The organism is Escherichia sp. WS338 (genome assembly GCF_046486405.1).
Taxonomy (GTDB): Bacteria; Pseudomonadota; Gammaproteobacteria; order Enterobacterales; family Enterobacteriaceae; genus Escherichia; species Escherichia coli.
Window position 1 is genome coordinate 1 of the sequence record NZ_JBJQLL010000010.1, and the last position, 14,071, is coordinate 14,071.

12 protein-coding genes are annotated in these 14,071 nt (G+C 53.6%); 7 read left to right on the forward strand and 5 right to left on the reverse strand.

Features of this window, described 5'->3' with window-relative positions:
• The 5 genes from ACJHWT_RS11150 to trmL all read left to right on the forward strand — a co-directional run.
• The coding region (locus ACJHWT_RS11150) for a YadA-like family protein (RefSeq protein ID WP_368463189.1) at positions 1-3,085 on the forward strand (3,085 nt) is incomplete at its 5' end.
• Between the two features lie 411 nt (positions 3,086-3,496).
• Positions 3,497-5,152 carry an L-lactate permease gene (gene lldP, locus ACJHWT_RS11155; RefSeq protein WP_001297977.1) on the forward strand — a complete coding sequence of 552 codons (1,656 nt, stop codon included), beginning with the start codon at positions 3,497-3,499 and terminating at the stop codon, positions 5,150-5,152.
• Positions 5,152-5,928, forward strand: a complete 777-nt coding sequence (gene lldR, locus ACJHWT_RS11160; RefSeq protein ID WP_001318110.1) for a transcriptional regulator LldR — start codon at positions 5,152-5,154, stop codon at positions 5,926-5,928. Before lldP ends, lldR begins: the two co-directional genes overlap by 1 nt.
• Complete coding sequence (gene lldD / locus ACJHWT_RS11165) at positions 5,925-7,115, forward strand: quinone-dependent L-lactate dehydrogenase (protein ID WP_000586975.1); 1,191 nt, start codon at positions 5,925-5,927, stop codon at positions 7,113-7,115. The genes lldR and lldD overlap by 4 nt, the downstream gene beginning before the upstream one ends.
• A 72-nt stretch (positions 7,116-7,187) precedes the next feature.
• Positions 7,188-7,661 carry a tRNA (uridine(34)/cytosine(34)/5-carboxymethylaminomethyluridine(34)-2'-O)-methyltransferase TrmL gene (gene trmL / locus ACJHWT_RS11170; protein ID WP_000932347.1) on the forward strand — a complete coding sequence of 158 codons (474 nt, stop codon included), beginning with the start codon at positions 7,188-7,190 and terminating at the stop codon, positions 7,659-7,661.
• 52 nt (positions 7,662-7,713) lie between these two features.
• On the opposite strand, the gene cysE is transcribed toward trmL, so the two are convergent.
• From cysE to ACJHWT_RS11195, 5 genes are all read right to left on the reverse strand, one after another.
• Positions 7,714-8,535, reverse strand: a complete 822-nt coding sequence (gene cysE / locus ACJHWT_RS11175) for a serine O-acetyltransferase (RefSeq protein WP_001277560.1) — start codon at positions 8,533-8,535, stop codon at positions 7,714-7,716.
• A gap of 79 nt (positions 8,536-8,614) precedes the next feature.
• Complete coding sequence (gene gpsA / locus ACJHWT_RS11180) at positions 8,615-9,634, reverse strand: NAD(P)H-dependent glycerol-3-phosphate dehydrogenase (RefSeq protein ID WP_001076194.1); 1,020 nt, start codon at positions 9,632-9,634, stop codon at positions 8,615-8,617.
• On the reverse strand, positions 9,634-10,101 hold the full coding sequence (gene secB / locus ACJHWT_RS11185; RefSeq protein ID WP_000003382.1) for a protein-export chaperone SecB: 468 nt from the start codon (positions 10,099-10,101) through the stop codon (positions 9,634-9,636). The genes gpsA and secB overlap by 1 nt, the downstream gene beginning before the upstream one ends.
• 63 nt (positions 10,102-10,164) lie before the next feature.
• Positions 10,165-10,416: a glutaredoxin 3 gene (grxC, locus tag ACJHWT_RS11190; RefSeq protein WP_000024392.1), complete on the reverse strand. Its 252-nt coding sequence runs from the start codon at positions 10,414-10,416 to the stop codon at positions 10,165-10,167.
• Between the two features lie 140 nt (positions 10,417-10,556).
• Positions 10,557-10,988, reverse strand: coding sequence for a rhodanese-like domain-containing protein (locus ACJHWT_RS11195; protein WP_001156181.1), 432 nt, complete (start codon positions 10,986-10,988; stop codon positions 10,557-10,559).
• A gap of 244 nt (positions 10,989-11,232) precedes the next feature.
• On the opposite strand from ACJHWT_RS11195, the gene gpmM reads away from it, so the two are divergent.
• Complete coding sequence (gene gpmM / locus ACJHWT_RS11200; RefSeq protein ID WP_000116566.1) at positions 11,233-12,777, forward strand: 2,3-bisphosphoglycerate-independent phosphoglycerate mutase; 1,545 nt, start codon at positions 11,233-11,235, stop codon at positions 12,775-12,777.
• Between the two features lie 33 nt (positions 12,778-12,810).
• The gene (gene envC / locus ACJHWT_RS11205) at positions 12,811-14,070 is read left to right on the forward strand and encodes a murein hydrolase activator EnvC (RefSeq protein WP_000196271.1); all 1,260 of its coding nucleotides are present in this window, start codon (positions 12,811-12,813) and stop codon (positions 14,068-14,070) included.
• Position 14,071: the final 1 nt, after the last annotated feature.

Consider the following 14,071-nt stretch of genomic DNA (forward strand, 5'->3'; position numbering starts at 1 on the left):
CGGCTCTCAGCTCAAAACCACTAACGATGCCGTGGCAGCCAACACCACCAATATCGCCACGAACACCACCAACATCACCAACCTGACTGACGCTGTTGACAGTCTCGGTGATGACTCTCTGCTGTGGAATGATGCAGCGAAAGCATTCAGCGCCGCGCACGGTACTGATGCCACCAGCAAAATCACTAACGTCAAAGACGGTGACCTGACGGCTGGCAGCACTGACGCGGTTAACGGCTCTCAGCTCAAAACCACTAACGATGCCGTGGCAGCCAACACCACCAATATCGCCACGAACACCACCAACATCACCAACCTGACTGACGCTGTTGACAGTCTCGGTGACGATTCCCTGCTGTGGAACGCTACGGCGGGTGCATTCAGTGCCAAACACGGCACCAACGGTACTGACAGCAAAATCACCAACTTACTGGCAGGCACTGTATCCTCTGATAGCACTGACGCCATTAATGGCTCACAACTTTATGGCTTAGCTGATTCATTTACGTCATACCTTGGCGGTGGTGCTGATATCAGCGATGCGGGTGTATTAACCGGGCCAACCTACACTATTGGTGGTACTGACTACAATAACGTCGGTGATGCTCTGGCAGCCATTAACACGTCATTTAGCACATCACTCGGTGACGCCCTACTCTGGGATGCGACCGCCAAGGGCGGTGACGGTGCGTTTAGCGCCGGTCGCGGAAAAGATAACACGGCCAGCATCATTACTAATGTTGCAGACGGTGCAATTTCCTCTACCAGCAGCGACGCTATTAACGGCTCACAGCTCTATGACACCAGTAAGTACATTGCCGATACTCTGGGTGGTGACGCAGAAGTCAATGCTGACGGCACAATCACCGCACCGACTTATGCCATCGCTGGCGGCAGTTACAGCAACGTCGGTGACGCGCTGGAAGCAATCGATACCACGCTCGATGACGCTCTGTTGTGGGATGCCACAGCCAATGATGGTAATGGTGCATTTAGCGCCGCTCACGGAAAAGATAAAACAGCCAGTGTAATCACTAACGTCGCTAACGGTGCAATCTCTGCCACCAGCAGCGATGCCATTAACGGTTCACAACTGTATACCACCAACAAGTACATTGCCGATGCCCTGGGTGGTGACGCAGAAGTTAACGCTGATGGTTCTATCACTGCGCCGACTTACACCATTGCAAATGCCGAGTACAACAACGTCGGTGACGCCCTGGATGCGCTCGACGATAACGCTCTGCTGTGGGATGCAACGGCCAATGACGGCGCAGGTGCCTACAACGCCAGCCATGACGGCAAGGCCAGCATCATCACAAATGTTGCTGATGGTAACATTGGCGAAGGCAGTACCGACGCCATCAACGGTTCTCAGCTGTTTAACACCAATATGATGATCCAGCAGAACAGCGAAATCATCAATCAGCTTGCCGGTAACACCAGCGAAACCTACATCGAAGATAACGGTGCGGGTATTAACTATGTACGTACCAACGACAACGGCTTAGCGTTCAACGATGCCAGCGCTTCAGGTATTGGCGCTACGGCTGTGGGTTATAACTCTGTTGCCGAAGGCGATAGCAGCGTAGCCATCGGTCAGGGCAGCTACAGCGACGTTGATACCGGTATTGCCCTGGGTAGCAGCTCCGTTTCCAGCCGTGTAATAGTTAAAGGTTCTCGTGACACCAGCGTGTCGGAAGAAGGTGTTGTGATTGGTTATGACACCACGGATGGCGAACTACTTGGTGCGCTGTCTATTGGTGATGACGGTAAATATCGTCAAATCATCAACGTAGCCGATGGTTCCGAAGCCCATGACGCCGTTACGGTTCGCCAGTTGCAAAATGCCATTGGTGCAGTCGCTACCACGCCGACCAAATACTTCCACGCCAACTCAACGGCTGAAGACTCACTGGCTGTCGGGGAAGACTCGCTGGCGATGGGCGCGAAAACTATCGTCAATGGTAATGCGGGTATTGGTATCGGCCTGAATACTCTGGTTCTGGCAGATGCCATCAACGGTATTGCTATCGGTTCTAACGCACGCGCCAACCATGCAAACAGTATTGCAATGGGTAATGGTTCTCAGACCACTCGCGGCGCTCAGACTGGCTACACCGCCTACAACATGGATGCACCGCAGAACTCTGTGGGTGAATTCTCCGTAGGTAGCGAAGACGGTCAACGTCAGATCACCAACGTCGCAGCGGGGTCGGCGGATACCGATGCGGTTAACGTGGGTCAGTTGAAAGTAACGGACGCGCAGGTTTCCCAGAATACCCAGAGCATTACTAACCTGAATACTCAGGTAACGAATCTGGATACCCGCGTCACCAATATCGAAAACGGTATTGGCGATATCGTAAGCACCGGTAGCACCAAGTACTTCAAGACCAACACCGATGGCGTAGATGCTAACGCGCAGGGTAAAGACAGTGTTGCGATTGGCTCTGGCTCTATTGCTGCCGCTGATAACAGCGTTGCGCTGGGTACTGGCTCTGTGGCAAACGAAGAAAATACGATCTCCGTAGGTTCTTCCACTAACCAACGCCGTATCACCAACGTTGCCGCTGGTAAAAATGCTACTGACGCGGTTAACGTTGCGCAGTTGAAGTCTTCCGAAGCAGGCGGCGTGCGGTATGACACCAAAGCTGACGGTTCTGTTGATTACAGCAACATCACTCTCGGCGGTGGTAATGGCGGAACGACTCGCATCAGCAACGTTTCCGCTGGCGTTAACAACAACGACGCGGTGAACTACGCGCAGTTGAAGCAAAGCGTGCAGGAAACGAAGCAATACACCGATCAGCGCATGGTTGAGATAGATAACAAACTGTCCAAAACCGAAAGCAAGTTGAGCGGTGGTATCGCTTCTGCAATGGCGATGACCGGTCTGCCGCAGGCTTACACGCCAGGTGCCAGCATGGCCTCTATTGGTGGCGGTACTTACAACGGTGAATCGGCTGTTGCTTTAGGTGTGTCGATGGTGAGCGCCAATGGTCGTTGGGTCTACAAATTACAAGGTAGTACCAATAGCCAGGGTGAATACTCCGCCGCGCTCGGTGCCGGTATTCAGTGGTAATCATCCATTAACGAATGGGTAAACGCCACATTGCCTGATGCGCTACGCTTATCAGGCCTACGGGGTGATTCAGCACTACCCTGTAGGCCGGATAATGCGTTCACGCCGCATCCGGCAAGATAAGGCGCACCAGATCAACAATCTGAGGGCAATTCTCTGATGGGAATTGCCCTTTTCTTCATTACCTCTCTCCCAGAATTGGCCCTACCAATTCTTCATTGATCTGACCTCTGGTTCACAATTCCCCAATTAAAACTCACATCAACGTTGCCAATACATAACATTTAGTTAACTATTCATTGTCATTATCCCTACACAACACAATTGGCAGTGCCACTTTTACACAACGTGTGACAAGGAGATGAGCAACAGACTCATTACACGGCGTGTGTGGACTGCAGGAGACCTGCAATGAATCTCTGGCAACAAAACTACGATCCCGCCGGGAATATCTGGCTTTCCAGCCTGATAGCATCGCTTCCCATCCTGTTTTTCTTCTTTGCGCTGATTAAGCTCAAACTGAAAGGATACGTCGCCGCCTCATGGACGGTGGCAATCGCCCTTGCCGTGGCTTTGCTGTTCTATAAAATGCCGGTCGCTAACGCGCTGGCCTCGGTGGTTTATGGCTTCTTCTACGGGTTGTGGCCCATCGCGTGGATCATTATTGCAGCGGTGTTCGTCTATAAGATCTCGGTGAAAACCGGGCAGTTTGACATCATCCGCTCGTCTATTCTTTCGATAACCCCTGACCAGCGCCTGCAAATGCTGATCGTCGGTTTCTGTTTCGGCGCTTTCCTTGAAGGAGCCGCAGGCTTTGGCGCACCGGTAGCAATTACCGCCGCATTGCTGGTCGGCCTGGGCTTTAAACCGCTGTACGCCGCCGGGCTGTGCCTGATTGTTAACACCGCGCCAGTGGCATTTGGTGCGATGGGTATTCCGATTCTGGTCGCCGGGCAGGTAACAGGCATCGACAGCTTTGAGATTGGTCAGATGGTGGGGCGTCAGCTGCCGTTTATGACCATTATCGTGCTGTTCTGGATCATGGCGATTATGGACGGTTGGCGCGGAATCAAAGAAACGTGGCCTGCGGTCGTGGTGGCAGGTGGTTCGTTTGCCATTGCTCAATACCTCAGCTCTAACTTCATTGGGCCGGAACTGCCAGACATTATCTCTTCGCTGGTATCACTGCTCTGCCTGACGCTGTTCCTCAAACGCTGGCAACCAGTGCGCGTATTCCGTTTCGGTGACTTGGGGGCGTCACAGGTTGATATGACGCTGGCTCACACCGGTTACACCGCAGGTCAGGTGCTTCGCGCCTGGACACCGTTCCTGTTCCTGACCGCCACCGTAACGCTGTGGAGTATTCCACCGTTTAAAGCCCTGTTCGCTTCAGGCGGTGCGCTGTATGAGTGGGTGATCAACATTCCGGTGCCGTACCTCGATAAACTGGTTGCCCGTATGCCGCCAGTGGTCAGCGAAGCGACAGCGTATGCCGCCGTGTTTAAGTTTGACTGGTTCTCTGCCACCGGTACCGCCATTCTTTTTGCTGCCCTGCTCTCGATTGTCTGGCTGAAGATGAAACCATCTGACGCTATCAGCACCTTCGGCAGCACGCTGAAAGAACTGGCTCTGCCTATCTACTCCATCGGTATGGTGCTGGCGTTCGCCTTTATCTCGAACTATTCCGGTTTGTCATCAACACTGGCGCTGGCACTGGCGCACACCGGTCATGCATTCACCTTCTTCTCGCCGTTCCTCGGCTGGCTTGGGGTATTCCTGACCGGGTCGGATACGTCATCTAATGCTTTGTTTGCCGCTTTGCAGGCTACCGCCGCACAACAAATTGGCGTTTCTGACCTGTTGCTGGTTGCTGCCAACACCACCGGTGGTGTCACCGGCAAAATGATCTCTCCGCAATCTATCGCTATCGCCTGTGCGGCGGTAGGCCTGGTGGGCAAAGAGTCTGATTTGTTCCGCTTTACTGTCAAACACAGCCTGATCTTCACCTGTATGGTGGGCGTGATCACCACGCTTCAGGCCTATGTCTTAACGTGGATGATTCCTTAATGATTGTTTTACCCAGACGCCTGTCAGACGAGGTTGCCGATCGTGTGCGGGCGCTGATTGATGAAAAAAACCTGGAAGCGGGCATGAAGTTGCCCGCTGAACGTCAACTGGCGATGCAACTCGGCGTGTCGAGAAATTCACTGCGCGAGGCGCTGGCGAAACTGGTAAGCGAAGGTGTGCTGCTCAGTCGACGTGGCGGCGGGACGTTTATTCGCTGGCGTCATGACACATGGTCGGAGCAAAACATCGTCCAGCCGCTGAAAACGCTGATGGCCGATGATCCGGATTACAGTTTCGATATTCTGGAAGCCCGCTACGCCATTGAAGCCAGCACCGCGTGGCATGCGGCAATGCGCGCCACACCTGGCGAAAAAGAAAAGATTCAGCTTTGCTTTGAAGCAACGCTAAGTGAAGACCCGGATCTCGCCTCACAAGCGGACGTTCGTTTTCATCTGGCGATTGCCGAAGCCTCACATAACATCGTGCTGCTGCAAACCATGCGCGGTTTCTTCGATGTCCTGCAATCCTCCGTGAAGCATAGCCGCCAGCGGATGTATCTGGTACCCCCGGTTTTTTCACAGCTGACCGAACAACATCAGGCAGTCATTGACGCCATTTTTGCCGGTGATGCTGACGGGGCGCGTAAAGCAATGATGGCGCACCTTAGCTTTGTTCACACCACCATGAAACGATTCGATGAAGATCGGGCTCGCCATGCACGCATTACCCGCCTGCCTGGTGACCATAATGAGCATTCGAGGGAGAAAAACGCATGATTATTTCCGCAGCCAGCGATTATCGCGCCGCAGCGCAACGCATTCTGCCGCCGTTCCTGTTCCACTATATGGATGGGGGTGCATATTCTGAATACACGCTGCGCCGCAACGTGGAAGATTTGTCAGAAGTGGCGCTGCGCCAGCGTATTCTGAAAAACATGTCTGACTTAAGCCTGGAAACGACGCTGTTTAATGAGAAATTGTCGATGCCGGTGGCGCTAGGTCCGGTAGGTTTGTGTGGCATGTATGCGCGACGAGGCGAAGTTCAGGCTGCCAAAGCAGCGGATGCGCATGGCATTCCGTTTACTCTCTCGACGGTTTCCGTTTGCCCGATTGAAGAAGTGGCTCCGGCTATCAAACGTCCGATGTGGTTCCAGCTTTATGTGCTGCGCGATCGCGGCTTTATGCGTAACGCACTGGAGCGAGCAAAAGCAGCGGGTTGTTCGACACTGGTTTTCACCGTGGATATGCCAACACCGGGAGCGCGTTATCGTGATGCGCATTCTGGGATGAGCGGCCCGAACGCGGCAATGCGCCGCTATTTGCAGGCGGTGACGCATCCGCAATGGGCGTGGGATGTGGGCCTGAACGGTCGTCCGCATGATTTAGGTAATATCTCAGCTTATCTCGGCAAACCGACCGGACTGGAAGATTACATCGGCTGGCTGGGGAATAACTTCGATCCGTCCATCTCATGGAAAGACCTTGAGTGGATCCGCGATTTCTGGGATGGCCCGATGGTGATCAAAGGGATCCTCGATCCGGAAGATGCGCGCGATGCAGTACGTTTTGGTGCTGATGGGATTGTGGTTTCTAACCACGGTGGCCGCCAGCTGGACGGTGTACTCTCTTCCGCTCGTGCGTTGCCCGCTATTGCAGATGCGGTGAAAGGTGATATCGCCATTCTGGCGGATAGCGGAATACGTAACGGGCTTGATGTCGTGCGTATGATTGCGCTCGGTGCCGACACCGTACTGCTGGGTCGTGCTTTCCTGTATGCGCTGGCAACAGCGGGCCAGGCGGGTGTAGCTAACCTGCTAAATCTGATCGAAAAAGAGATGAAAGTGGCGATGACGCTGACTGGCGCGAAATCGATTAGCGAAATTACGCAAGATTCGCTGGTGCAAGGGCTGGATAAAGAATTGCCTGCGGCACTAGCTCCGATGGCGAAAGGGAATGCGGCATAGTTGGGGGTGAGGGGAAAAGGCCGTACCAATCACCAATTTTCTGCTATCCTGCCCCCGCACTAAGGGGGCAGTATGCTAAACATCGTACTTTACGAACCAGAAATTCCGCCAAATACTGGCAACATCATCCGTCTTTGCGCTAATACCGGCTTTCGTCTGCATATCATCGAACCGATGGGATTTGCCTGGGACGATAAGCGCCTGCGCCGCGCGGGGCTGGACTATCACGAGTTTACCGCCGTTACGCGTCATCATGACTATCGCGCGTTTCTCGAAGCAGAAAATCCCCAGCGTCTGTTTGCCCTCACCACGAAAGGTACGCCTGCTCACAGCGCCGTAAGCTATCAGGATGGCGATTATCTGATGTTCGGCCCGGAAACACGCGGCCTGCCAGCGAGCATTCTTGATGCCCTGCCCGCTGAACAAAAAATTCGCATTCCAATGGTGCCGGACAGTCGCAGCATGAACCTGTCCAATGCGGTGTCGGTCGTGGTGTATGAAGCCTGGCGGCAGCTGGGATATCCGGGAGCGGTGTTGAGAGATTAGTTACTGTATGCCGGATAGATGATTACATCGCATCCGGCACAATCACAGGACGTCAGATCCCATCCCCATTTTCAAACGTATGGTTAATACCGTTGAAATGCTGATCCATATCCATTGACGGTTTATCGCTATCCGGCTTGCCGACAATGCGTGCCGGAACGCCAGCGGCGGTGGTATGCGGCGGCACCGGTTGCAGCACCACGGAACCTGCGCCAATCTTCGCGCCGCGCCCAACTTCAATATTGCCGAGAATTTTCGCGCCCGCGCCAATCATCACACCTTCACGAATTTTCGGATGACGGTCGCCACCAGATTTACCCGTACCGCCAAGCGTCACAGATTGCAGAATCGATACGTCGTTTTCAATCACCGCCGTTTCACCCACAACGATGCCCGTGGCGTGGTCGAGCATGATACCGCGACCAATTTTTGCTGCCGGGTGTATATCAACCTGGAACGTTACAGAGACCTGGTTTTGTAGAAAAATAGCCAGCGCGCGACGGCCCTGATTCCACAACCAGTGACCGATGCGATACGCCTGCAAAGCATGAAAACCCTTCAGATATAGCAACGGGGTTGAGTATTTATCCACCGCCGGGTCGCGGGTACGCACTGCCTGAATATCACAGGCCGCAGAAGCGATCATTTCCGGGTCGGCGGCGTAGGCTTCTTCCACCACTTCACGGATAGCAATAGCCGGCATAATGGGCGATGACAGCTTGTTCGCCAGCATGTAGCTCAGTGCACTGCCAAGGTTTTCGTGCTTGAGTAGCGTCGCGTGGTAAAAACTGGCCAGCATTGGCTCACAGTCCGCCAGCGTTCTGGCTTCAGCTTTAATATTGTTCCAGACAATTTCCAGTTCTTCACACGACATTGCTTACTCCACACGATAAGATAATGACCGACCCGTTCTGCGCGGGCCGGGTCATAGTGGTAACAAAGGTTCCCTGGGTTTAGTGGCTGCTGCGCTCGTCCTTGCGTGCACGACCTAGTAAAGTCAATGCTGCCTCGCGCGCGTTTTTTCCGCAATATAATACTTGATAAATTTCCTCGGTTATTGGCATTTCAACGCCGAAGCGATGCGCCAGTTCGCGGACTTCTTTCGTATTGCGGTAGCCTTCCACCACCTGACCAATTTTCTCCTGCGCGCTTTGTACATCCATGCCCTGACCGAGCATCATGCCAAAACGGCGGTTACGTGACTGGTTATCAGTACAGGTAAGCACCAGATCGCCCAGCCCCGCCATGCCCATAAAGGTGGCAGGATCGGCACCCAGCGCCGCGCCAAGACGCGACATCTCAGCCAGCCCACGGGTGATCAGCGCCGTACGCGCATTCGCGCCAAAACCGATACCGTCGGACATCCCCGCGCCAATGGCAATGACGTTTTTCACCGCGCCGCCAAGCTGCACACCGATGAAATCCGGGTTGCTGTAAACGCGGAAACTTTTGCCACAGTGCAGCAATTGCTGGAGGTCATCGGCAAAGGTCTGGTCCGTCGAGGCCAGCGAAATGGCCGTCGGTAAACCTGCCGCCAGTTCTTTCGCAAACGTTGGGCCAGAGATAACCGCCAGCGGAATTTGATCGCCTAAGGCCTCACGCGCCACGTCCTGTAACAGACGTCCGGTTTCTGCTTCCAGCCCTTTGGTCGCCCACACCAGACGCGCATCAGGACGCATCAGCGGTTTAATCTGGCGCAGCACTTCACCAAAGACATGGCTGGGTACGACGACGAGAATATTACGGCTGGCTGCCAGCGCAGTGGCGAGATCGCTTTCAAGATGGAGCGTATCGGGAAAAGGCACATCGGGGAGAAACGCGGCGTTACAGCGGTCGCGTTCAAGCGTTGCGATATGTTCAGGGTCATGGCCCCAGAGGACAACCTCGTGGCCATTTCTTGCCAGGGTGATGGCAAGAGCGGTGCCGTACGAGCCGGCACCGATCACAGTCATTGAAGCATTACGTTGGTTCATCAGGCATCCTGATGTTCTTCAGTACCTTCGCCAGCCTGCTGCTGCAAATAGTTCATGAACAGCGCATCGAAGTTAACCGGCGCAAGGTTCAGTTGCGGGAATGTACCGCGGGATACCATGCTGGTGATGCACTCACGAGCATACGGGAACAGAATGTTCGGGCAGTATGCGCCCAGGCAATGTGCCATCTGGGTGCCTTCGATACCCGCGATGGAGAAAATACCGCCCTGCTGAACTTCACACAGGAACGCGGTTTCTTCGCCCAGGGAGGCCGTTACGGTAACACGCAGTACCACTTCGTAAACGTCATCTGCCAGTTGAGTAGATGCCGTATCCAGATCAAGTTTAACTTCTGGTTGCCAATCTTTCTGGAAAACGTGCGGCGCGTTCGGCGCTTCGAAAGAAATATCCTTGGTATAAATACGTTGGATCTGGAAAGTCATTTCGGTGTTGTTTTGTTCTGACATGTGTAGAAAACCCTTAAGTGTTGTCCTTAAAATACTGCGCAATGTAATGCCAACGTTCACACGTTATTTCAGCAGGGGATCCAGTCCACCACGTGCATCCAATGCATACAAGTCATCACAGCCACCAATGTGCTGTGCGTCAATAAAAATCTGTGGAACCGTGGTGCGACCGCTGCGTTTGATCATCTCTTCACGCTTAGCGGCATTGCCATCGATCGGCAACTCCTGAAAACTCACGCCCTTGCTGCTCAGCAGTGCTTTTGCACGATGGCAATACGGGCAGGTTTCTTTGGTATAGATTTCAACATTGGCCATAAATTAGCTCCTGTTTTTTACCCTGAAATTTCATGTTGCAGGGCGGCAGCAAAATGGAGTGTCCCCAGAAGCTTATATCAATAAGTCGCTGGGGGCCTAATTGCAGCTAACGGCCTGCATCATGAAAGACGACAGGTAAATTATTTGCCGCGCACCAAAGGCAAGTTTTCGCCAGCCCAGCCAGCGACGCCTTCTTTCAGTACGAATACTTGCGCAAAACCAGCTTTCGTCAGCGCGTTTGCAGGCTCCTGGCACTGCATGCCAGAACCATCTACCACGATAACCGGTTTGTCTTTGTGCTTCTCAAGCTCACCAACATTGTTGGCTTTGATTTCGCTCGGCAACAGGTTGATAGAACCTGCGATATGGCCTTTACGGAAGTCATCACGCTGACGTAAATCCACAACCACAGCGTCTTCTTTGTTGATCAGACGCGTAGCTTCACCACGAGTAATCACCTTCACTTTCGAGGTCAGGCTCTTAAACGTAGTCACAAGAACCGCCACCAGTAACGCGATCCAGGCGATACTCAGTATGGGATGACGGCCAACAAATTGCATAATTTCTTGCATGGGGGGTAACAACTCCCGACGTAGTGATTAAAAAAACCAGGAAAGGAGTATACCTGCGCGTTGCGGCAAATACAGCCAGCGCGTTAACTGGAATGCAATTTTGCGGGGCGCTACGAAAAAAAAGCGTAAATCTGGCATCTGCTTGCCGCGAGCGGTCGTATATTTTGATCTTCAGAGGCTATTTTATCGATTCAGCTGTAGTAAAATTACGCAAATTTTGACTCTTGAGTATGAGGTTGTCGCAATGTCGGTTTCTAAAAAACCTATGGTACTGGTGATTCTGGATGGCTATGGCTATCGTGAAGAACAGCAGGATAACGCCATTTTTAGTGCTAAAACCCCGGTAATGGATGCACTGTGGGCCAATCGTCCGCATACCCTGATCGACGCTTCCGGTCTGGAAGTCGGTCTGCCTGACCGTCAGATGGGTAACTCCGAAGTAGGTCACGTTAACCTGGGTGCCGGCCGCATCGTGTATCAGGACCTGACTCGTCTGGACGTTGAAATCAAAGATCGCGCTTTCTTCGCTAACCCGGTACTGACTGGCGCGGTAGATAAAGCGAAAAACGCAGGCAAAGCAGTTCACATTATGGGTCTGCTCTCCGCAGGTGGTGTACACAGCCACGAAGATCACATCATGGCGATGGTAGAACTGGCAGCTGAACGCGGCGCAGAAAAAATCTACCTGCACGCATTCCTTGACGGTCGCGACACTCCGCCGCGCAGTGCTGAATCCTCGCTGAAAAAATTCGAAGAGAAATTTGCCGCACTGGGCAAAGGCCGCGTAGCGTCCATCATTGGTCGTTACTACGCCATGGACCGCGATAACCGTTGGGATCGCGTTGAAAAAGCTTATGACCTGCTGACTCTGGCGCAGGGCGAGTTCCAGGCCGATACCGCCGTTGCTGGTTTGCAGGCTGCTTATGCTCGCGACGAAAACGACGAATTCGTGAAAGCGACCGTTATTCGTGCAGAAGGTCAGCCAGACGCGGCAATGGAAGACGGCGATGCGCTGATTTTCATGAACTTCCGTGCTGACCGCGCACGTGAAATCACTCGTGCATTCGTGAACGCTGATTTCGATGGCTTCGCGCGTAAGAAAGTGGTTAACGTCGATTTCGTGATGCTGACCGAATACGCCGCTGACATCAAAACTGCGGTTGCTTACCCACCCGCTTCCCTGGTTAACACCTTCGGCGAGTGGATGGCGAAAAACGACAAAACTCAGTTGCGTATTTCCGAAACCGAAAAATATGCCCACGTTACTTTCTTCTTCAACGGTGGCGTAGAAGAATCGTTCAAAGGCGAAGATCGCATTCTGATCAACTCACCGAAAGTGGCTACCTACGATCTGCAACCGGAAATGAGCTCCGCAGAGCTGACCGAAAAACTGGTTGCGGCAATCAAGAGCGGCAAATACGACACCATTATCTGTAACTATCCGAACGGCGACATGGTAGGTCACACCGGGGTGATGGAAGCGGCGGTTAAAGCGGTTGAAGCGCTGGATCACTGCGTGGAAGAAGTCGCGAAAGCGGTTGAGTCCGTGGGTGGACAACTGCTGATCACCGCTGACCACGGTAACGCTGAACAGATGCGCGATCCGGCAACGGGTCAGGCACACACGGCACACACCAACCTGCCAGTTCCGCTGATTTACGTTGGTGATAAGAACGTGAAAGCGGTTGAAGGCGGCAAACTTTCTGACATCGCGCCGACCATGTTGTCGCTGATGGGTATGGAAATCCCGCAAGAGATGACTGGTAAGCCGCTGTTCATCGTGGAATAATCCCTCCCCATGAGGGGAAAGGCGATTAATACCATGACACGGGCCGTGAAACCGCGCAGGTTTGCAATCAGGCCCATCATCTACGCCAGCGTTCTTAGCGCTGGCGTATTGTTGTGCGCCTTTTCCGCCCACGCGGATGAGCGTGACCAACTCAAATCTATTCAGGCCGATATCGCCGCGAAAGAGCGCGCGGTACGCCAAAAGCAACAACAACGCTCCAGCCTGCTTGCTCAGTTGAAAAAGCAGGAAGAAGCGATCTCGGAAGCCACCCGTAAGCTGCGCGAAACGCAAAACACGCTCAATCAACTGAATAAACAGATTGATGAGATGAACGCGTCGATTGCCAAACTGGAGCAGCAAAAAGCCGCCCAGGAGCGCAGCCTCGCCGCACAACTGGATGCCGCGTTTCGTCAGGGTGAACATACCGGTATTCAGCTCATTCTTAGCGGTGAAGAAAGCCAGCGTGGTCAGCGTTTACAGGCTTATTTCGGCTATCTCAACCAGGCGCGACAAGAAACCATTGCTCAGTTGAAACAAACGCGTGAAGAAGTCGCTATGCAACGCGCCGAGCTGGAAGAGAAACAGAGCGAGCAACAAACGCTGTTGTATGAGCAGCGCGCCCAACAGGCGAAGCTGACCCAGGCGCTGAACGAGCGTAAAAAGACGCTGGCAGGGCTGGAGTCTTCCATCCAGCAAGGTCAGCAACAGTTGAGCGAGCTGCGCGCCAACGAATCCCGTCTGCGTAACAGCATTGCCCGTGCGGAAGCCGCGGCGAAAGCGCGTGCTGAACGAGAAGCGCGTGAGGCCCAGGCGGTTCGCGACCGCCAGAAAGAAGCGACGCGCAAAGGCACCACCTACAAACCGACCGAAAGCGAAAAATCGCTGATGTCCCGAACTGGTGGCCTGGGTGCGCCGCGTGGTCAGGCATTCTGGCCAGTTCGCGGGCCGACGCTGCATCGCTATGGCGAGCAGCTACAGGGTGAATTACGCTGGAAAGGAATGGTTATCGGTGCCTCTGAAGGTACTGAAGTTAAAGCCATTGCCGACGGTCGGGTGATTCTGGCTGACTGGCTGCAAGGCTACGGTCTGGTGGTGGTGGTTGAGCATGGTAAAGGCGACATGAGTCTTTACGGCTATAATCAGAGCGCACTGGTGAGCGTTGGTTCGCAGGTTCGCGCGGGCCAGCCAATTGCACTGGTGGGCAGCAGTGGCGGTCAGGGTCGGCCTTCACTCTATTTCGAAATTCGCCGCCAGGGTCAGGCGGTCAATCCACAGCCGTGGTTGGGAAGATAAG